Source organism: Ketobacter sp. GenoA1, from assembly GCF_003671475.1.
Taxonomy (GTDB): domain Bacteria; phylum Pseudomonadota; class Gammaproteobacteria; order Pseudomonadales; family Ketobacteraceae; genus Ketobacter.
This window is the reverse complement of sequence record NZ_RCHM01000020.1, coordinates 290588-311393: the sequence shown is the minus strand read 5'-3', so window position 1 is coordinate 311393 and position 20806 is coordinate 290588. Positions and strand designations below refer to the sequence as shown.

Annotated in this window: 14 protein-coding genes; 8 read left to right on the top strand and 6 right to left on the bottom strand. The window is 54.3% G+C overall.

Annotated features, from left to right (window positions below; all coding sequences use genetic code 11):
* Window positions 1–19 precede the first annotated feature (19 nt).
* The 5 genes from urtE to urtA all read right to left on the bottom strand — a co-directional run bounded on the left by urtE (window position 20) and on the right by urtA (window position 4865).
* Window positions 20–706: an urea ABC transporter ATP-binding subunit UrtE gene (urtE, locus tag D9N13_RS07435; RefSeq protein ID WP_290587789.1), complete on the bottom strand. Its 687-nt coding sequence runs from the start codon at window positions 704–706 to the stop codon at window positions 20–22.
* Window positions 707–719: 13 nt separating this feature from the next.
* A complete protein-coding gene (gene urtD / locus D9N13_RS07430; RefSeq protein WP_290587787.1) occupies window positions 720–1475 on the bottom strand; it encodes an urea ABC transporter ATP-binding protein UrtD in 756 nt (251 codons plus the stop codon).
* 3 nt (window positions 1476–1478) lie between these two features.
* Entirely contained in the window at window positions 1479–2618 is a 1140-nt protein-coding gene (gene urtC / locus D9N13_RS07425; RefSeq protein WP_290587785.1) for an urea ABC transporter permease subunit UrtC, read from the bottom strand.
* A gap of 12 nt (window positions 2619–2630) precedes the next feature.
* Complete coding sequence (gene urtB / locus D9N13_RS07420; protein WP_290587783.1) at window positions 2631–3557, bottom strand: urea ABC transporter permease subunit UrtB; 927 nt, start codon at window positions 3555–3557, stop codon at window positions 2631–2633.
* A 75-nt stretch (window positions 3558–3632) separates the two neighbouring features.
* Entirely contained in the window at window positions 3633–4865 is a 1233-nt protein-coding gene (gene urtA, locus D9N13_RS07415; protein ID WP_290587781.1) for an urea ABC transporter substrate-binding protein, read from the bottom strand.
* A gap of 227 nt (window positions 4866–5092) precedes the next feature.
* On the opposite strand from urtA, the gene D9N13_RS07410 reads away from it, so the two are divergent.
* From D9N13_RS07410 to mdoH, 8 genes are all read left to right on the top strand, one after another.
* Entirely contained in the window at window positions 5093–6136 is a 1044-nt protein-coding gene (locus tag D9N13_RS07410) for an aliphatic amidase (RefSeq protein ID WP_290587779.1), read from the top strand.
* A gap of 16 nt (window positions 6137–6152) precedes the next feature.
* Complete coding sequence (locus D9N13_RS07405; RefSeq protein WP_290587777.1) at window positions 6153–7232, top strand: AAA family ATPase; 1080 nt, start codon at window positions 6153–6155, stop codon at window positions 7230–7232.
* Between the two features lie 125 nt (window positions 7233–7357).
* Window positions 7358–10726, top strand: a complete 3369-nt coding sequence (locus D9N13_RS07400) for an ATP-binding protein (protein WP_290588152.1) — start codon at window positions 7358–7360, stop codon at window positions 10724–10726.
* Window positions 10723–11646, top strand: coding sequence for a DNA-binding response regulator (locus tag D9N13_RS07395; protein ID WP_290587775.1), 924 nt, complete (start codon window positions 10723–10725; stop codon window positions 11644–11646). The genes D9N13_RS07400 and D9N13_RS07395 overlap by 4 nt, the downstream gene beginning before the upstream one ends.
* A 101-nt stretch (window positions 11647–11747) precedes the next feature.
* On the top strand, window positions 11748–13370 hold the full coding sequence (locus D9N13_RS07390) for a carboxylesterase/lipase family protein (protein WP_290587773.1): 1623 nt from the start codon (window positions 11748–11750) through the stop codon (window positions 13368–13370).
* A 415-nt stretch (window positions 13371–13785) separates the two neighbouring features.
* Window positions 13786–15282: a hypothetical protein gene (locus D9N13_RS07385; protein ID WP_290587771.1), complete on the top strand. Its 1497-nt coding sequence runs from the start codon at window positions 13786–13788 to the stop codon at window positions 15280–15282.
* A gap of 245 nt (window positions 15283–15527) precedes the next feature.
* Window positions 15528–17141 carry a glucan biosynthesis protein gene (locus D9N13_RS07380; RefSeq protein ID WP_290587770.1) on the top strand — a complete coding sequence of 538 codons (1614 nt, stop codon included), beginning with the start codon at window positions 15528–15530 and terminating at the stop codon, window positions 17139–17141.
* On the top strand, window positions 17110–18987 hold the full coding sequence (gene mdoH, locus D9N13_RS07375; RefSeq protein WP_290587769.1) for a glucans biosynthesis glucosyltransferase MdoH: 1878 nt from the start codon (window positions 17110–17112) through the stop codon (window positions 18985–18987). The genes D9N13_RS07380 and mdoH overlap by 32 nt, the downstream gene beginning before the upstream one ends.
* A 17-nt stretch (window positions 18988–19004) precedes the next feature.
* On the opposite strand, the gene D9N13_RS07370 is transcribed toward mdoH, so the two are convergent.
* Complete coding sequence (locus tag D9N13_RS07370) at window positions 19005–20696, bottom strand: HAD family hydrolase (RefSeq protein ID WP_290587767.1); 1692 nt, start codon at window positions 20694–20696, stop codon at window positions 19005–19007.
* Between the last annotated feature and the right edge of the window lie 110 nt (window positions 20697–20806).

Sequence of the window (20806 nt, the reverse complement as noted above, 5' to 3'; positions counted from 1 at the left end):
GTTCAAGGGCTCTCTACGCTTACACCGATAGATACGCCGCTATCTTTTCTTCATTAACATTGGCGCGGGTTTCTTCCGCGACAATTTCACCTTTCTCCAGCACCAGAATGCGGTCGGCGATGTCCAGCGCGAAACTGAGCACCTGTTCCGACACCACAATGGACAGGCCTTTCTCGTCCCGTATGCGGCGCAGAGTGCGTGCCATATCCTTGATGATGGAGGGTTGAATGCCTTCGGTGGGTTCATCCAGCAACAGCATCTTGGGCTTGCTGGCCAGTGCCCGGGCAATGGCCAGTTGCTGTTGCTGACCGCCGGACAGGTTACCGCCGCGACGGGATTTCATTTCCAACAGTACCGGAAACAAATCATAGAGATCCTGCGGCACCTGTTTTTCGCGGGTGGTGGTGAGGCCGGTTTCGATGTTCTCCTTGACCGTCATGGTGGAAAAAATCATACGGCCCTGAGGCACAAAGCTCATGCCCCCGGCCACCCGCTGATGGCTTTTCATTTTGGCCATTTCCACGTTGTCCAGAGTGATGCTGCCTTCCGACGGCAGCACACCGATCAGGGATTTCATTAACGTGGTTTTGCCCATACCGTTACGGCCCATGATGGCGACAATCTCGTTGGGTTTGACATCGAAATTCAAACCGTGGATCACTTCACTCTGACCGTAGGACACTTTATGATTGGATACGCATAACATCGTGATACTCCTCTTAGTGTCCCAGATACACTTCTTTGACTTTCGGATCGTTCTGCACTTTGTCCATGGAGCCTTCGGACAGCACCTTGCCCTGGTGCAGGACCGTCACTCGATTGGCGATGTCGGCAACAAACTGCATGTCGTGCTCGATCACGATCACCGAGCGGTTCTTCGTGATCTTGTTGAGCAGTTCAGCGGTTTGCTTGCGTTCTGCCACGGACATGCCGGCAACCGGCTCATCCAGCATCAACAGCTCCGGGTCCTGAATCAGCAGCATGCCGATTTCCAGCCATTGTTTTTGGCCATGGCTGAGCAGGGCGGCCTGCTTGTTCAGGTCGTCCTTGAGGAAAATCAGCTCGGCGATTTCATGCACTTTGTCAATCACCTCCTGATCACGCTTGAACATGAGGGCGCCGAATACGTTTCGTCCACGGGGAAACGAGATTTCCAGGTTCTCGAACACCGTCAGGTCTTCGTAGATGGAAGGGGTCTGGAACTTGCGGCCCACGCCGGCGTGCACGATCTGATGCTCTTTCATTTTCGTCAGCTCTTTGCCGCGAAATTTGATCGAGCCGTCCGTGGCTCTGGTGCGTCCACAAATCAAGTCCAGGACTGTGGTTTTACCCGCGCCATTGGGTCCGATAATGACGCGAATCTCGTTTTCATCCACGTAGAAGGACAGGTCGTTGACGGCCTTGAAGCCATCGAAAGACACGGTGAGCCCTTCCACCGACAACACAAAGTCTTTACCCATAGTGGTGGCTGTCATGGTTCAGCTCCTGGTATCAGCGGTGGAGGATGCCATCGGTGGCCGCATGGATCGCAGATCCTTGAACCACTTGCTGAGGCGGGGTTCAATGTAAGTGCTGTAGACACCGGCCAGGCCATTGGGGAAGGCCAGTACCACACCAATGAACAGTGCTCCCAGACCAAACAGCCACAGCTCGGGGAAGGATTCCGAGAACACCGTTTTGGTCCAGTTCACCAGTAGGGTGCCGTAAACCGCGCCCAATAGTGACAGGCGGCCACCCACGGCGCAGAAGATCACCATTTCGATGGAGGGTACGATGCCGACAAACGAAGGTGACATGAAACCCACCTGGAGGGTAAACATAGCGCCACCCAAGGCAGATAATGCCGCCGCCAGACAGAAGATGAAGATCTTGAAGTTGGAAACGTCGTAGCCGGAGAAACGCACCCGGTCTTCCTTGTCGCGCATGGCCACCAGCAGGCGCCCCAGTTTGCTTTTGCGTACGAATTGCGCCAGCAACAATGAGCCGATCAGCAAGGTGCAGCAGAGGAAGTAGAGCACGTACTTTGCCTCGTCGGTGCGGATGTCCCAGCCGTTTAGGGTGCGCAGGTCTGTGATGCCGTTGACGCCACCGGTGTAACCCTGCTGACCTATGATCAGGATGGTGAGAATCGCAGCGATGGCCTGCGTGATGATGGCGAAGTACACTCCGCCCACCCGGCGTTTGAACATGGCCACACTGACGATAAAGGCGAAGATTACCGGCACCGCAATGATGGCGATCATGGTAAAGCCGAGGCTGTGGAACGGTTCCCAGAACCAGGGCAGTGCGGTCAACTGATTCCAATCCATGAAATCGGGAATCCCGGGAGTGGACTGAATGGCAGTGTTTTCCGGCGAGGATGCTTCCAGCTTGAGGAACATCGCCATGCAGTAGCCACCCAGGCCAAAGAATACACCCTGGCCCAGGCTGAGAATACCGCCGTAACCCCAACACAGGGCGAGGCCCAGGGCAACGAAAGCGTAGGACAGATATTTACCCACCAGATTGAGGCGGAAAATATCCATGCTTAAGGGAAAGATCACCATGATCAATACGGCCAGCAGCAGTATGTTGATCATGTCATTCTTTGGCAGAAACGAACGTAAACCGTAAGACATAATCTGCGCCTCCTAGTGGCGAATCTTCAGTGCAAACAGACCCTGTGGACGCAGCATCAGGATGCCGACCACCACAAGCAGAGTGAGCACTTTGGCCATGGAACCACTTAAGAAAAATTCCATCGTGGATTGGGCCTGAGAGATGGTGAAAGCTGAAGCAATGGTACCCAGCAGGCTGGATGCACCACCGAAAACCACCACCAGGAAGGTATCGACAATATACAGCTGACCCGAGGTGGGGCCGGTGGAGCCCACCATGGTGAAGGCGCTACCGGCAACACCGGCAATGCCACAGCCCAGGGCGAAGGTAATACGGTCAACTTTTTCGGTGTTGATGCCCACGGCGCCGGCCATCTCACGATTCTGTACCACCGCACGCACCTGGCCGCCCCAGCGTGAACGATACATCCACAGGTAAACACCAACAGAAATCACCAGCGTTATGCACATGACAAAAATGCCATTGATGGGGATTTCAATCATGTCACTGAGAGGGTAGGACCCCATCAGCCAGTCGGGCAGGGTGACACCCACTTCGCGGGGGCCGAATACGGTACGATACAATTGCTGCAGAATGAGGCTCAGCCCCCAGGTGGCCAGCAGAGTATCCAGCGGGCGTTTGTAGAGGTGCCGGATCATGGCCCATTCCACTAACGCCCCCAAGGCAAAGGTCGCGATAAATGCCAGCAGCATGGCGACAAAGAAATAACCTCCAAACAGGGGTTGGGCGTATTCTGAAAATACATTGGATGTTAAGTAGGTAATGTAGGCACCGAGAATCATGAATTCTCCGTGTGCCATATTGATCACTCCCATTTGACCGAAAATGATCGCGAGCCCCAGTGCCATAAGGACGAACACCGAGAATAGAATCAAGCCAGCAAAGCCTTGCATGGCGAATATGGATGTCAGCTCTGACGCAGTGTATTCGGCAAACATAGCAGCCTCCAGATGTTACTACCAAGAGATGGAGAAGGATGGTGGCGCCGTATGCGGGCGCCACCAGACGTTGCCTTACTGGTAACCTTCGGGGAACGGATCGGGCTCGATCAGCTCGTCACTTTCGTAAACCACTTTGTACTGGCCGTCAGGCTGTGCCAGACCGATACGGGTTTTGGACCACAGATGATGGTTCTTGTGAATCTTCACATAGCCTTCCGGTGCGGTTGTCAATTCAATGCCCGGTGATGCCTCACGCACCTTGTCGACGTCAAAGGAGCCGGCTTTTTCCACCGCTGCCTTCCACAACCAGGGGCCGAGATAAGCAGCCTGGGTTACGTCACCGATAACGATGTCTTTACCCCATTTTGCCTTGAACGCTTCAACAAATTTCTTGTTGTTTTCGTTGGGCAGGGATTGGAAATACTTCATGGAAGCGTAAATGCCTTCAATATTCTCACCACCGATACCCAGGATTTCATCTTCGGTAACGGAAATGGTGAGGAACAGAGGCTTCTCTTTGGTCATGTCGATGCCAGCGGCTTTCAACTGCTTGTAGAACGCCACGTTGGAACCGCCCACCACGGAGATGAACACCACATCCGGTTTCTTCAGCTTGATCTTGTTGATCACGGAGTTGAACTGAGTGTGACCCAGTGGATAGTATTCCTCACCCACCACTTTTTGCTTGAGCACGTTTTCGATGTGCTTGCGGGCTATTTTGTTGGAAGTGCGGGGCCAGATGTAGTCCGAGCCCAGCAGGTAGTATTTCTTCGCCCCTTTGGTTTGGGCAGCCCAGTCCAGACCTTCCAGAATCTGTTGGGTCGCTTCCTGGCCGGTGTAGATTACGTTGGGTGATTGTTCCAGCCCTTCGTAGAAAGTGGGGTAGTAGAGCATACCGTTATACTGCTCAAATACCGGCAGTGCCGCCTTACGGGAAGCGGATGTCCAGCAACCGAATACCGCAGCCACTTTATCGTTCACCAACAGTTTTTTGGATTTCTCCGCAAAGGTAGGCCAGTCACTGGCGCCGTCTTCCTGGATGTATTCGATCTTGCGACCCAGTACACCGCCCATGGCGTTGATCTGTTCGATGGCCAGCTTTTCTGCCTGTACCGAGCCGGTTTCACTGATGGCCATGGTACCGGTGACAGAATGGAGAATACCAACGGTAACGGTGTCGTCGGTCACTGCCAAACCGGTGGTATTAACAGCATCGGCATGGGAGATGGTTGGAGTGAGAAACAGGCCGGCAGAGAGTGCCAGCGCAGTTTTTTTAAGCTTGGAGCTAAGGGTTTTGGACAACATGGTTCGACCTCTTGTGAATTACGACCCAAATCTGACACTCAAATGCCCGTCGGCAGCGCACAGGCGCAAGGCATCGTGTCATGGATTGGCAGTATTGCCGTTTCCCCTGCGCTGGAACATTCGCCGAATGACTCAAGCATCTACGTCATTTGACGCATAGGCAGAGTTCCGGGGCATGCAGTAGTGTTGCTGCGGAAAGCCAAAGGGTAGCAAGAGGAGTACAAGGTATGAGGCACGGTGATATTTCCAGTAGTCCGGACACGGTAGGTGTAGCAGTGGTCAACTACAAGATGCCGCGCCTGCATACCAAAGCAGAGGTGCTGGATAATGCACGCAGGATTGCCGATATGATGATTGGCATGAAACAGGGCTTGCCGGGCATGGATCTGGTGATTTTCCCTGAGTACAGCACCATGGGCATCATGTATGACAAGGATGAAATGATGGCCACCGCTGCCACGGTACCGGGAGAGGAAACGGAAATTTTCTCCGCCGCCTGCAGGCAGGCCAATACCTGGGGCGTTTTCTCACTCACCGGTGAGCAGCACGAGGAGCACCCGAACAAGGCACCTTACAATACCCTGGTGCTGATCAACAGTGAGGGTGAAATCGTTCAGAAGTACCGTAAATGCATTCCCTGGTGCCCCATCGAAGGCTGGTATCCGGGGGATCGCACTTACGTAACGGAAGGCCCCAAGGGCCTGAAGCTGAGCATGATCATCTGCGATGACGGAAACTATCCCGAAATCTGGCGGGATTGTGCCATGCGCGGAGCCGAACTGATCATCCGCTGTCAGGGCTATATGTACCCGGCCAAGGAACAGCAGGTGATGATGGCTAAAACCATGGCATGGGCCAATAACAGTTATGTAGCCGTGGCCAATGCCACCGGCTTTGATGGTGTGTATTCCTATTTTGGGCATTCCGCCATTATTGGCTTTGACGGCCGCACCCTGGGTGAATGTGGTGAGGAAGACATGGGCGTACAGTACGCCCAGCTATCGGTATCCCAGATTCGCGATGCCCGTGCCAACGATCAATCCCAGAATCATCTTTTCAAATTACTGCATCGCGGCTACACCGGTGTTTACAACTCCGGTGATGGCGATAAAGGGGTGGCCGATTGCCCGTTCGAGTTCTATCGCACCTGGGTGATGGACGCGGAAAAGGCGCAGCAGGATGTGGAGGCGCTGACCCGGTCCACCGTTGGTGTTGCCGACTGCCCGGTGGGCGAGCTGCCGGTGGCGGATAAGGAAAAGACTGCGGGCTAGGCTTGCCGTATGAATCATGCCGTTCATTAACGAGGTGTTGGAGCACAATCGAATTCAGCACGAGGTTGCGCAGGAGGTAAAACGCAGTACCATCGCGCAATCCCGTTTTGCATTCGAGCCACAGACCATTGCCGATGCACTGCGCGCACGTATTGTGGGGCAGGATCATGTGGTGGAATCACTGTGCCAGCAACTGAATGTGGTGAAAGCCGGCCTGGCGGATTCGCGGCGACCGCTGTTGGTGATGTTGATGCTGGGCAACACCGGTGTGGGTAAAACGGAAATGGTGCGGTTGCTGGCGGAGAGTATTCACGGTGACGCGGCGGCCTTTTGCCGAATTGATATGAACACCCTTTCCCAGAGCCACTACAGTGCCGCCATCACAGGTGCGCCGCCGGGTTATGTGGGCAGCAAGGAAAACACCACTCTGATCAATGAAGAACTCATTCTGGGCAGTGCCAGCCGCCCGGGGATCGTGTTGTTCGATGAGGTGGAAAAAGCCAGCCAGGAGGTGGCGCGCAGCCTGATGAATGTGTTCGATAATGGCCGTTTGCGTTTGGCGTCGGGAACCCGCGAGCTGTCATTCAGCAACTGCCTGGTGTTTATGACCAGCAATCTGGGGGCACAGCAATGGCAACGTCGACAGGCTGCTTCCCCTTGGCAGCGTTGGTTTCTCAGCCGTCGGCAATCCAACAGGCAAGCCCATTTCGAAGCAGCGTTGGCACAGCACTTTGATCCCGAATTTCTTAACCGCATAGATCGTATTGAATTGTTTGCCCCCATCGGAACCAACCATGTTCGTCAGATCGTTGAGTTGGAAGTAAGAAAGCTGAATCAACATCTGGCCAAGAAACAAATTGTGTTGCAGGTTGAGCCCGGGGTTATTGAGCTGCTGGCTCAGCGGGGTTTTGATCCACAGTACGGGGCCCGTGCCCTGCGCCGCTGCGTGCGGGATCAATTGTTGGTGCCGTTGTCCTCATCCTTGCTGGCTGGCGGCGCCTTGGCACCCGCCAACCCCGGCGCTGCCGGTCGGGGGCCGTCGCGTCAATGCGTGGTATCGCTGCAGGCGAATGGCATTCATTGCCATCTGGCTTAGAAAGTTTGTTTGGTATGTAAATTGCTCTGATCCCTGTTCCGGGTCACACAGGAGGTGGCTGGGGGGAGTGCTTGATTCTCCCGCTGTTTCAGGGATGGCTGGTGACTGATTTTGAGCATGGGGATATGGCGGCAAGGCAGAGAATATTTCGCGTCCGGCGTCAATACAACCAATGGGTGGCCAACGAAACCCTGGAAGATTACGCGCTGCGTTTCACCGCCAAAAGTGCACGCCGCTGGTCTGCGGCCCGGGTCAGCAACACGGCGTTGGGCGCGATCTCGTTTTTAGCACTGGAGGCCATCGGCGGCGCCATCACCCTCAGTTACGGGTTTACCAATGCCGCCATGGCGATAATGGCAGTGGGCTTTCTGATCTTCATTACCGGGTTACCCATTGGCTACTATGCTTCAAAATATGGCATTGATATCGATTTGCTCACTCGTGGTGCAGGCTTTGGCTATATCGGCTCCACCATCACGTCTTTAATCTATGCCTCCTTTACATTTATCTTCTTTGCTCTGGAAGCAGCCATCATGGCCATGGCGCTGGATCAACTGTTCCAGATCCCGTTGTCCATTGGCTATCTGATCAGCTCCCTGATTGTCATTCCCCTGGTGACCCACGGAATTACATTGATCAGCCGTTTCCAGCTCTGGTCCCAGCCGCTTTGGGTCTGTCTGCAATTGCTGCCGTTTATTTACATTGGCCTGGATGATATGACCTCCGTGGAGGACTGGACCCAATTCACCGGCACCGAGGAACAGGGCGGCACCGGTTTTAATATATTGCTGTTCGGTGCTGCGTCGTCGGTGATTTTTTCACTGATCGCGCAAATCGGTGAACAGGTGGATTTTCTGCGCTTTTTGCCCCCCAAAGAAAAGGTGTCACCGATGCGCTGGTGGTTTGCCATGCTGGTGGCGGGCCCCGGTTGGATCTGGGCCGGGATCCTGAAAATCTTCGCCGGTTCGTTTCTGGCGGTACTGGCCCTGGGGCATGGTATTCCGGTGGAAGATGCGTCCGACCCCACCAGTATGTATCGAGTGGCCTTTGGCTACATTACCTCTTCGCCGCAGATCGCGCTGGCGATAGCCGGCATCTTTGTCATTCTTTCCCAACTTAAAATCAATGTGACCAACTCCTATGCCGGCTCTATTGCCTGGTCCAATTTCTTTTCCCGTCTGACCCACAACCATCCCGGTCGGGTGGTGTGGTTGATCTTCAACGTCATCATCGCTTTGCTGTTGATGGAACTGGGAATTTACAAGGCGCTGGAGGAAATTCTCGGTGTGTACGCGATTGTCGCTGTGGCCTGGGTGGGCTCTCTGGTGGCGGATCTGATCATCAATAAGCCCCTGGGGCTTAGCCCTGCCACCATCGAGTTCAAGCGCGCCTATTTATACGATATCAATCCGGTTGGCTTTGGGTCCATGATACTGGCCACCCTGGTGGGCATCAGCGCGCACATGGGCAGTTTTGGTGAAACAGCGCGGGCGCTGGCACCTTATCTGACGTTGGCATCATCTTTTGTGTTTGCACCGTTGATTGCCTGGGCCACCGGTGGCCGCTACTACATTGCCCGTGAACCGGAGCGCATCGATACCGATAACGGTATGGCCACCTGTTGTATCTGTGAACACAGTTTTGAAGCAGAGGACATTGCCCAGTGTCCGGCCTACGGGGGGCATATCTGCTCTTTGTGTTGTTCGCTGGATGCCCGCTGCCAGGATCGTTGTAAACCCCACGCCCGCATGTCGGAGCAGATGCTGAGTTTGTTGGGAGCCGTGCTCCCGGAGCGTATTGTGGCACGCATGAATTCGCGCTTTGGCCACTTTATGGCGTTGATGTCGCTCTGTTCATTGTTCATCGCCCTGGTATTGACCATGGTGTACTTCGAGATGCCGGTGCCTGATGAAACGGTGCGTGACATCATTGGTGTATTGCTGTGGAAGGAATTTTTTATCTCGCTCATCGTGGTGGGCGTTGCCTGCTGGTTGTTTGTATTGGCGCACGAAAGCCGCCTGGTTGCGCAGGAGGAAACTGAACGGCAAACCGAACTGCTGCAGCAGGAAATCTATGCCCATGAACAAACGGACCTGCAATTGCAGCAGGCCAAGGAGATGGCCGAAGCTGCCAATAAGGCCAAAAGCCGTTATCTCACCGGTATCAGCCACGAGCTGCGCTCGCCACTGAATTCAGTAATGGGCTACGCCCAGTTGCTGGAGAAAGATGAATCCATTCCCGAGGGGCGCCGTGAGGCAGTGGGGGTTATTCTGCGCAGCAGTGAACATCTTTCCGATTTGATCGAAGGGCTGTTGGATATTTCCAAGATAGAAGCCGGGCGCCTGGATTTGCATCGCAATGAGGTGCGCTTTTCCAAACTGATGGATCAGTTGGTCAACATGTTCCGCTTGCAGGCAGAAGCGAAGGGTATTGCGTTTGAGTACGTTTGCCACAGCCGCCTGCCGGAATACGTCGCCACGGATGAAAAACGCTTGCGTCAGATCCTGATCAATCTGTTGTCCAATGCCATCAAGTTTACCCAGCAGGGTAAAGTGACACTGGAAGTGCGCTATCGCAATCAGGTGGCTGAATTTGTGGTGCGGGATTCCGGAGTCGGCATCAGCCCGGACAATGTAGAGAAAATTTTCAAACCCTTTGAGCGTATTCGTGAGCCCGGTGTGGCGCCGGCACCCGGAACCGGGCTGGGCCTGACCATTACCCGCCTGCTCACCGATATCATGGGGGGGGATCTTTCATTGCAGAGTGAGCCCGGGGTGGGCAGTCGTTTTACGGTGGCGCTGATGCTGTCCAGTATTGCCAAACCCTCGGTGGCACCGGCACTGGAACAAACCATCCGCAGTTATGTCGGCGCAAGAAAAAAAGTACTGGTGGTGGATGACGATGAAACCCACCGCACGCTGGTTAACAATATTCTGGAGCCCATCGGCTTTATTGTGGCGGAAGCCAAGGATGCGGAAGAGTGTTTGGCGCTGATCCCCCATTGGCAACCGGACCTGTACCTTTTGGATATGAACATGCCGGGTATGAATGGCTGGGAGCTGGCCTGTCGCCTGCGGGAACAGGGGGTCAAGGTGCCGATTGTGATGATTTCCGCCGACGCGCGCGAAGGTCAGCATGAGGAGGGCGTGGTCAAACCCCACAATGATTATCTGATCAAGCCGGTTCGGGTACAGGCGTTATTGGAGCGCCTGGGTGGATTGCTGGAGCTGCAGTGGATCTACGAAAGTGATATCAGTATGCCCCTTGAGTCGGCACCGCAAACCCTGGCCGGGCAGGATTTGCCGGACCCGGACATACTGGTTCAGTTGCAGGCCATGGCGGAGATTGGTCATCTGCAGGGATTGCGTAAAAAACTGGAAGAGCTTAAGCAGGATGCAAACACCAGTGAGGCCTTCGTCCGTTATCTGGAAGCGGCGATTCGACAAGTAAGGATGGAGAATATTCTGAAATTACATCAGGTGAAGTCAGCATGATCCCTAACGAGAATAAATCAGACGTCGTACTGGTGGTGGACGATTCCGCAGAAACCCTGGGTATGTTAAGCCAGGTGCTGGACGAAGAGGGATTGACGGTGCTGATCGCGTTGGATGGAGAACAGGCGATCAATATCGCCGGCAAGATGACACCGGATATTGTGTTGCTGGATGCCATCATGCCCAACATCGATGGCTTTGAAACCTGTCGCCGAATGAAACAGGATGCCAACCTCAAGAACACACCGATTATTTTCATGACCGGCTTAAGCGATACCGAGCACATCGTCATGGGGTTGGAAGCCGGTGGCGTGGATTATATAGCCAAACCCATTAACCCACAGGAGTTGGTGGCCCGCATGCGGGTACATCTTTCCAACGCCCGTATGACGCAAAGCGCCAGAATGGCATTGGATACCGCCGGCCAGAATATCTTTACGACGGATTCTTCCGGTCAGATGCTGTGGGCGACGCCGCAGGTGTTTGCCCTGTTTGAGGCCGCGTTGGTGGACAGCAAATGGCTGGACTCCATTCTGGCGCCCTTATTGCGGGCCTGGTTGAGCCGGCAGCCGGAGCAGGGCCGCAAACTGCCACTGGATGCACCGCTGAAAAAGCTGCAATGCAAGTACCTGGGCGAGATCAACACCAATGAGCACCTGTTTCGTGTCTTTGAAGAGGACGGGGGCACAGATGAAGATGCATTGAAGAAGGCATTTGTCCTGACCGATCGTGAGGCGGAGGTGCTGTTATGGATTGCCAACGGCAAGACCAATCGGGAGATTGCCCAGATTCTGGAAATGAGCCCGCGCACGGTGAACAAGCATCTGGAACAGGTTTTCAGGAAACTCGGTGTGGAAAACCGAACAGCCGCAGCATCTGTGGCTATTCGCCTGCTCAGCGAAAGCGGGCGCCTGGGCTGATCGGCACGGGCTTTACCGAAGTATGTTCGGCCCTTTCGTACAATCATTGAGCGTTATGAATCGTTATGCTTGGCCCACAATAACAATAGGTGGGACAACGTATGTTGCTGGATTTTATTTGTGGTACCGGCCGCCGGGGCGCATCTTTGTGTGGTGCAGTATGGCTGTTGGCAATGGGCCTTTACGGTTGCGGCGGCGAGCCGCAAGTGAGCACCAGCTATGGTGTAGTGGCCGGTAAGCGTGACGGCAACGTATTGGAATACCTGGGGATTCCCTATGCCCAGCCACCGCTGGGTGAACTGCGCTGGGCAGACCCGGAGCCACCGCAGCCCTGGGATGGCGTGCGGGATGCCAAACTCAAGGGTAATGCCTGCATCCAGTGGGCCACGGGCATACCGGCTTTTACCCCCAATGAAGATTGTCTCACCCTGAATATCTGGGTACCGGCGGGGGAAGGCCCCCATCCAGTAATGTTCTGGATTCACGGTGGCGCCCAGGCCGCCGGTTCCAGTAATGAATTGCAGTACGATGGCCGCAAGTTGGCACAATCACAGAATGTAGTGGTGGTCAGTGTCAACTATCGGCTACTGGTATCCGGCTTTTTCGCATTGCCGGCACTGGGGTCGGGTGAGGCCCTGTCCGGCAACCAGGCCATTAAGGATTTGCAGGCGGCGTTGCGCTGGGTACATGAAGAGATTGCTGCCTTTGGCGGTGATCCCGGCAACGTCACCGTGTTTGGTGAGTCCGCCGGTTCCACCAATACCTGTGCCTTGCTGGCATCACCCAAAACCCACGCCCCCCAGCGATTGATGCATAAGGCCATTATGCAAAGCGGTGCCTGTGACACACTGGGGATCATGACGCAGGAGCAGGCGCAGCAGGAGGGCATGAAGCTGTTGGCGGAATTGGGTTGTCTGGATGCGGCAGAGCCGTTGCAGTGTGCCCGAGCTCTGCCCATTGCGGCCATTCGTGATGTGATAAAATTCAATCTTTTTACTTCCTTCGGTTGGCTGTTGGAAGAATGGCCTTTCCGGCCCGGCCTGGTGGTGGATGGTGATGTATTCCCCGCCAGCCCGGTTGATCTGGTGACGGAAAACCGCGGTTACGACATTCCGATTCTGCTCGGTACCAATAAGGATGAAGGCAGTTTGTTTGCCGGGTTTCTGGCGCACCCGGATGACGCAGGGGGCTATGCCGACTTTATGGAGCAACGCTATCCCGGGCAGGGCGACGACATTGTCGCGCTCTATCCGTTTGCGGATTATCAGAATGCCGGTTCTGCCCACGCCGATATGCGGGGTGATCTCATTATGAAGTGCCCCACGTTGAACATGGCGCGCCGCTACAGCGCTTTCAATGATGTCTGGATGTATTCTCTGGAGCAGGATGTATTCAGTGTGGTGATGGAAGTGATCGCTCTGGGATTCAAGAAGAATGCTCCGCCATTAGGTGTGTTTCATACAGCGGATATCGGTTATCTGTTTGAATTTCCGTTGTTAAGCGCCATTCTGACCCCGTCCGATCGCACCGTGCGGGATCTGTTCCAGCAGGCCTGGGGTAATTTTGCCCGCAACGGCAATCCCAATGGTGATGGAGTACCGGTATGGAATGCGTATGATCCGGCACTTAACAACTACCTGGTAATCAGTGGCCAACCTGAGAATCGCACCGATTTTCGCCAGGGTGCCTGTGACTACTGGTTTCAGGTGGGTTACGGTTTCTAATCCCATTGGCTGGCCCTGACCGGTGCTTCGAGTAAGGCCAGCCACTCCCGCCCCTCCCATGGGCCTGTTTTGCGCGCTATTCAATCAGCGCTGCGCTCTTCATTACCCCCTCAGCTGCTTTTTCCGGGGCGCTCTCCTGAAGACCCTGGAATAGATCACAAAAAAACTTAAAAAAGTTTGTTTCTCCGCTTTTAATTTGCGTTGTCTGGCCTATCCTCAGGGAGTAGTTCCTCAGTCTGTACAATCGTAGTTGCCTTTTGATAGTGCTTATGAACTCGTAGAGCTTTTGAATTAGTAGCGCCCTTGCATCAGTAGCGCCCCTAAAAGTAGTAGTGCCTTAAAAGACATGATTTTTCCGTGGTTTTTTCCGTTTCTCCGTCGTTGTCCCGCCGTTCTCTGCGCTGTGCTGGTAGGCATGTGGTGCCTGTATCCGGGTTCGGCATTTGCGGTGGTGTCAAAGGAAGACAAGGCCGTGATGATTCCGGAATTGCCATCCCAACAGCCAAGATTGCAGTATCAATATCTCGATCTGGCCGTGTCCCGTCAGGATCTGTTGTTTGCCAACTTTTCGCGCCCCGGTCGGGCGGCGGAGATTTATGACCGTAAGGGGGCGTATCGCGCGCAGGTGTTCACCTATCGTGGGGCCGATTCCCGTGGTTTTGCGGCCGTTGCCAATCCGGGAACCCCCAGCGAACTGAACTACGGCGGGACGCTGGCGGTGGGCGTAGGGGAACCGCTGGAAATACAGATGGGCTACATCGGTGGCCGATTGCAATGGAGTGAAGAAGATTACCTGTTTAACCCGCCAACGGAGCAGGAAGCCAACAGCTGGAATCTGGGCGCCCAGACACAATGGCTGGATAATAGCCTGCGCACCCGCATCGAGTATGCCAGTTCAGAGCAACGCCTGGAAAACCAGAACAATGCTATGGAAAATACCCTGGGGCGTGCCATGACCGCCGAAGTGTCGGTGTCTTCTGATGGTGTGTTCAGCAGTGGCTGGTTGGATCGCTGGCAGGGCACCGCGTTGTACCGTGCGGTAGATCGGAATTTCTACAGCCTGGGGAATCTGGAGCCGGTGAGGGGCGTGGATATGGCCCAGCTCCAGTTTCAATCGGAGTTTCGTGGCCTGGGGGTGGCGCTGGAATGGAAGCAGGAAGGCCACTGCGATGCAGTGGGTATGACCCGCTTTGATCCCACTTTGAACCGCTCCGGGCTGCAGTTGAATTACCAGTGGCAGAATCCCTTTCCCTTGCCCCTGGGCAGGCCAATGCTGTCGGCGCGCTATTATCATGTGAGCCAATGGCAGACCCATGATGTGGTTGCGCTGCAAGGCTACGAAATGTTGCAGGAAGCCGATGAAGCGGGTGTCAACCTGAAGTTTGACTATGAGCAGTGGCGCTGGAGCGTTGATTATTTGATCAGTGAACAGGATCACCGGCGATTGAGTCTGGATGCCTCTGTACAGGACTGGGAGCAACCCTCTGATCAGGTCCATGAAACGGCTGAATTGTTGTTGGGATGGTCACCCACCAAGCGATTTTGGATGAACCTCAATGCGCGCTGGAATGATCAAGTGGAAACGGAATTTGCCAACCGACAACAGTATCGAAATTATGGAATGCAAGCATTCATTGGTGATTTACCCCGTAACCTAAGCATGCAGATGGAATACTATTACGGTGATCATGCCCTTTCCCAAGGGCTTGGTGATGACCTGGCCACTCAGTTTCGCTCACATTCCGGTAATGCGCGCATTACCTGGCAAGCGGTGCCGGAACGGGGCCGGCAGCCGGCGTTGGATATTTACCTACACAGTTCATTTAATCGTCAATTTGATCTGGCCAACGACATTGAGTTGTCACATTGGTCGGCAGCGGTGGGCATTGAACTGTTCTGGGGGCAGTACTGATCATCCCGCTTATGCGGTTGCTGTAATTTTGTCGCAAAAATTTGAAAACTATTCAATTGCTTAAGCAGGCTGAGCCCGCTGTTTCCACCTTACGCCTCATCTATCGTGATTAAAGTCGGGATGTGGTCGCCAAGGCATCTGCGCTGACGGCTATTTCCGCCTTTTTGATTGAACGCTTTCCGGTATGGCAAAGAAATTGCTCCGCATTTCCCGGCAGAGGAACCTGCCAGGTGATCTTCAGTCAGATGAAGAAGACAGCGAATCGAAGTGGAGCAAGCGACGTAGTGTATTATTCTCGTACAAGCCAACTGTTAGTTCTGATTCTGCTCTGGTGTTGTGCCGGCCCGTTGCGGGCCGAGGGCCGGATTTCTTCCACTTCCGTACCGGAGCCGGTGTCGTTGGACACGTTGGCTAAGGTGGCGCTGTCGCTGGCGGATAAGCCCTATGAGGAAGATGCGGACACCTTACCGGAATCACTGACGTCACTTACCTATGATCAGTATCGAGCCATACGCTTCGATCCGGAAAAAGCCCTGTGGCGTGAACAATCTCCGTTTGAAATTCAATTCTTTCATCCCGGTTTTATTTTTCGTAACCGGGTGAAAATCAATACACTGACGCCAGAGGGGAGCGTGCAGCCATTCCCCTATTCCCGATCCAACTTCACACTGGGCAAACCAGTGGCGGATCTGAAAATTGAAAAATCAGAGGCACCGGGCTACGCCGGTTTTCGTGTTCACTATCCGCTGAACTCCAAGAACTACAAAGACGAAGTGGCAGTATTTCAGGGCGCCTCGTATTTTCGGCTGGTAGGCCCCGGGCAGGTGTATGGATTGTCGGCTCGAGGTGTTGCCGTGGATACCGCGGAAAGCAGCGGCGAGGAGTTCCCGCGCTTTGTTGAGTTCTGGTTGCAGCCGCCGCAGAACGAGACCAATACACTGGTGATGTATGCGTTGCTGGACAGCGCATCACTGACCGGTGCTTACCGCTTTGAACTTACCCCGGGGGTCAATACCGAGATGTTGGTGGAGGCCAGGCTTTTTGCCCGCAACGACATTAACAAGTTGGGGCTTGCGCCTTTAACCAGCATGTTTTTTTACGGGGAAAACAGTGTAGTGGGTGAAGATGACTATCGGCCTGAAGTGCACGATTCCGATGGCTTGTTATTGGCCACCGCAGACGGCGAATGGATTTGGAGGCCGTTGAATAATCCCAGCACCTTAAGCGTGGTTTCCTTTCAGGGTAAAACACCCAAGGGATTTGGTTTGCTGCAACGTGACCGTCGCTTTGAACGTTATCTGGATGCCGAAGCCCATTATCATGATCGGCCTGGTGTGTGGATTCAACCCCTGGGAGACTGGGGCAGCGGGCGCGTGGAGTTGGTGGAGATTCCCACCGACAGTGAAACCAATGACAACATCGTGGCGTACTGGGTGGCCGATAAAAAAATCCGTAAAGGTGATGCTGTCCAGATTCGTTATCGTATGAGCACCGTTAATCAGGGGCCGGGTCATGCCGAATTGGCAAAGGTGGTTCGAACCCGAAACGGATGGGGTTACATTCCGGGCCAGGAACGTCCGCCTCAAACCCACCGCCAGTTCATTGTGGAATTCCAAGGGGACGCCTTGTCCCAGCTTGGCGATGAACAAGAGGTTGAAGCGGATCTAAGCGTGAACGCAGGCAAGGTGAGTGATCTGGTGGTAACGAAACTGGCGGCTACCGGTGCATGGCGGGCGTCATTCAAAGTTCAAACCGAAGAGGACAAGCCCGCGGACATGCGTTTGTTCCTGAAGTTGCGCAACCAACGGTTAAGTGAGGTATGGAGCTATGTCTGGAATGCAGGTGATATCCCCGAGTGAGGTCGAGTCTTGCGCGCTTAACGCGCCCTTGCCCTGGTTGCGTCGGGTACTGTTCTTCGCGCTGGTGATGGCGTCTACCCTGGCAGGGTCGGCGTTGATGCTGGATATCCTGCGCCCTAACGGGTTGCTCCCTCTGGAGATGGCATTGTTGTGTTTATTCACCATCAGTTTCGCCTGGATTGTGTATTCGTTCTGGAGTGCAGCCCTGGGGTTCATCCTGAATCTCATGCACCTGGACCCGTTAACCCTGCGCCCTTTGCCTGTGGCACCGAACGAACACCACGCATTCACCCCCTTGCCGGTGAGAACGGCGGTGGTGATGCCGGTTTATAATGAAGATCCGGACCGGATTCTGGCGGGCTTTGAAACGAACCTGCGTTCGTTGGCGCGCACCGGACAAATCGCCCACTTTGATTTCTATCTGTTAAGTGATTCGCAGGATCCCGACATCATCGCGGCTGAGCGGAAAGGCTGGCGGGCATTGCAGAAGCGCCTTGGCCAGCTTGGCCGTTATACATTCTATCGGCGGCGTGTCCGCAACGAGGGGCGCAAGGTGGGTAACATCTATGACTTCTGTCAGCGCTGGGGAAATCAGTACGAAAATATGATTGTACTGGATGCGGACAGCATCATGACCGGTCGCTGTATGTTGGAGCTTGCCCAGGCCATGTTCGAAAATCCAAAGCTGGGTTTAGTGCAGACCGTACCACTTCCCATTCGCCAACAAACTCTGTTCGGTCGTTTTCTGCAGTTCGCCGGTACTTTGTATAGCCCGATGCTGGCAGCCGGTATGGCGTGCTGGCAAACCGACAGTGCCAACTATTGGGGGCATAATGCGATCATTCGCATCGCTCCGTTTATGCAGCATTGCACGCTACCCCGTTTGCGCCACCGCCGAGGGCCGTTCAGTGGCGACATTCTCAGTCATGATTTTGTTGAAGCGGCGCTATTGCGGCGTGCGGGCTGGCAGGTAGTGTTGAGAGCGGATATCAAGGGCAGCTACGAGGAGCTGCCTTGTAATGTGCTGGACTACGCTGTGCGGGATCGGCGCTGGGCCCAAGGTAACATCCAGCATCTGGCTTTGCTGGGGGCTACGGGCTTTACCTTTATAAACCGTCTGCATCTGTTCTTTGGTGCCGTAGCCTATATCAGCTCACTGATCTGGATGTTGATGCTGGTGTTGAGCAGCGTGGATGCCGTGCAGCGTGCGTTGTCCAGTAATCAGTTCTTTTCACAGCAATATCAGCTGTTCCCCGATTGGCAGATCTCAAAGAGTGATCAGATCATCTCCCTGTTTGTGCTGACGGCAGCATTGTTGTTCCTGCCTAAGGTTATGGGATTATTGATTGGATTGACCCGCAACAGTGATGAGTACGGCGGGCGTCTGAAACTGTTCACCAGTGCCATCCTGGAAGCGGTATTTGCGGTATTGATCGCACCCCTGATGATGATGTTTCACAGCTATTTTGTCCTTGCCATTCTGCTGGGAACAAAAGTCAACTGGAACGCCCAGCCCAGGGAGGGGCGAACCCTGAGCTGGCAGGAAACGCTGAGGAAAACCGGGCCGCTGTCTGTGCTGGCACTGGTGTGGGGAAGCGTAACCTATGTATATTCACCGCTGTTTTTTTGGTGGTTGAGCCCTGTGTTGGCTGGGCTGGTGTTGTCTGCCCCTTTGGTGCGGTTCAGCAGCGCTGTGCAGCCATCACGCTGGTTGAACCGGGTTGGGTTGTTGGCCATTCCTGCTGAAATCAGGCCCAAGCCGGAGTTTCAATTTCTGTCCTGGCGGTTGGGTAAACCAGAGCCGGTATCTGTAGCGCGCACCCGGTCGGCGCTGGCCATTGCCTGACTCCACGGGGTTCCGTTTCAGCGGGCGTTACGCAGACAGGCCAGCACCAATGCCCAGAATTCGGAAAAGTCATTGACCACCACATCCGGCTTATGCGGATAGCGCTGGTTGCCGGGGAAAATTGTGTGCAGCCAGTTCAGATCCCATTGGGCGCCGTTGAAAAATACGCCGGTGAAACCACCCACCTTGGACGCAATTATATCGGTGGTACTGTCACCCACGTACCAGATGTCCATAGCAGGTTCGCGACCCAGCTGTGCCGCTGATTCAATTAACTGGTCCGGGTGTGGCTTGCGGTTCACCGTATCATCACCGCACACCATGGTGTCGAACAGATCGGCCCAGGTACCGTTTTCCACGGCTTGCACTTCGTGTTCAAAAAATTCCCGGTCACGGTTGGTGATAACACCCAATTGCAAACCCAACGCTTTCAATCCAACCAGCACACTGCGCACCTGTGGTTCAAAGGGCAGCACTGTGCCAAAATGATTGCGGTAGTGCTGGTTAAAAATTTTATGGGCGATTTGCTTGGCTTCCATATCCTCGCCGAACAACACCTCAAAAATATCAGTACGGGAGATTTTACGATCGGCTTTGATTTTTGGGTGTAACTGCGCATATTGGCGTACATAGTCCACCAGCCTGGCATCATCCGGCGATTTGCTTTGCTGTGGATCTACCATGCGTTGTAATAATCCATGCTCGCCCAGTTCCGGCAGCATATCATCCACTGCCCGGTACATTGCATCCAGGGTGTCCACCAGTGTGGCGTGCCAGTCAAACAGAATAATGGAAGGTGGTATCAGTTGCGCAACTGAAGGATGCCAGTCCGGCTCTATGTGTTGCGGAGGGGGTTCGGGAGCAGGAAATGCCGGAGGCCGGGCTTTGCTGACGATTTTCTCAAAGGCACTGGGGTTATCCCGTTGCACAGCTTCCAGTAAATCCATCAACTCTTCAAAGCTGTTGATGATGGCGTCGGGCTGATACCGGGGATCATCACCAAATAATGTCTTAAGTTCTTGCGGAGTACGGCAACCACCGTTGTAAAAAATCGCAGTGACACCGGCTTCGCGTCCGGTCACGATGTCCAGGTAGCTATCACCGATATACCAGGTTTCGGGCCGTGGGTAGGTATCGATTTGGGCCAGGGCATAGCGAATCACCTGAGGGTCAGGTTTGTAATAGGTGACATCGTCCGCACAGGTGGAAAGATCCACAAGCCGCGGCCAGGAACCGTCATCCACGGTGCGCAGTTCGTGCTGGAAAAATTCGCGGCTGCGATTGGTGGCCACACCAATGGTGATTCCCAGGCGCTTGATAGACGCCAGATACTCCCGCACACCCTGTTGAAAGGGCTTTACCTTACCGAAATAATTGCGATAGCACTTATTATACGCCCGGTGCGCCAGGTTTTTGGCATCGGTGTCATCACCGAAGATGGCATTGAAAATTTCCGTTCGGCTATTGCGCCGCTCTGCCAGAATTTTGGGGTGCAGGCGGCGAAACAGACGGATGTAACGCACCAGTTTTTCATCGTCCTTGTTGAGGCACTGCTCCTCCGGTTGCAGCCGGTCGATCAGGTGTAGTTCCTCCAGTTGCGGCAACATTTCTTCCAGGGCGGCGATCATGGCGTCCTGGGTGTCCACCAGGGTGCCATGCCAGTCAAACAGAATGTGCTTGGGAATGGGCAAGCTGGTGCTGTTGTTCATGTTGACTCCTGGCTGATGCGGTAACCTGCAAAGTATAAAGCAGTTTGTTGATGGGGGCACAATTGGAGCGCTGGAGATAGCAGAGTAACGGAAAGCTTGATTCGATGAAT

Bases quoted from the DNA above. Each gene is read 5' to 3' on its own strand.
- urtE (WP_290587789.1), bottom strand. From the start codon at position 706: ATGTTATGCGTATCCAATCATAAAGTGTCCTACGGTCAGAGTGAAGTG.
- urtD (WP_290587787.1), bottom strand. From the start codon at position 1,475: ATGACAGCCACCACTATGGGTAAAGACTTTGTGTTGTCGGTGGAAGGG.
- urtC (WP_290587785.1), bottom strand. From the start codon at position 2,618: ATGTCTTACGGTTTACGTTCGTTTCTGCCAAAGAATGACATGATCAAC.
- urtB (WP_290587783.1), bottom strand. From the start codon at position 3,557: ATGTTTGCCGAATACACTGCGTCAGAGCTGACATCCATATTCGCCATG.
- urtA (WP_290587781.1), bottom strand. From the start codon at position 4,865: ATGTTGTCCAAAACCCTTAGCTCCAAGCTTAAAAAAACTGCGCTGGCA.
- D9N13_RS07410 (WP_290587779.1), top strand. From the start codon at position 5,093: ATGAGGCACGGTGATATTTCCAGTAGTCCGGACACGGTAGGTGTAGCA.
- D9N13_RS07405 (WP_290587777.1), top strand. From the start codon at position 6,153: ATGCCGTTCATTAACGAGGTGTTGGAGCACAATCGAATTCAGCACGAG.
- D9N13_RS07400 (WP_290588152.1), top strand. From the start codon at position 7,358: ATGGCGGCAAGGCAGAGAATATTTCGCGTCCGGCGTCAATACAACCAA.
- D9N13_RS07395 (WP_290587775.1), top strand. From the start codon at position 10,723: ATGATCCCTAACGAGAATAAATCAGACGTCGTACTGGTGGTGGACGAT.
- D9N13_RS07390 (WP_290587773.1), top strand. From the start codon at position 11,748: ATGTTGCTGGATTTTATTTGTGGTACCGGCCGCCGGGGCGCATCTTTG.
- D9N13_RS07385 (WP_290587771.1), top strand. From the start codon at position 13,786: ATGTGGTGCCTGTATCCGGGTTCGGCATTTGCGGTGGTGTCAAAGGAA.
- D9N13_RS07380 (WP_290587770.1), top strand. From the start codon at position 15,528: ATGAAGAAGACAGCGAATCGAAGTGGAGCAAGCGACGTAGTGTATTAT.
- mdoH (WP_290587769.1), top strand. From the start codon at position 17,110: ATGTCTGGAATGCAGGTGATATCCCCGAGTGAGGTCGAGTCTTGCGCG.
- D9N13_RS07370 (WP_290587767.1), bottom strand. From the start codon at position 20,696: ATGAACAACAGCACCAGCTTGCCCATTCCCAAGCACATTCTGTTTGAC.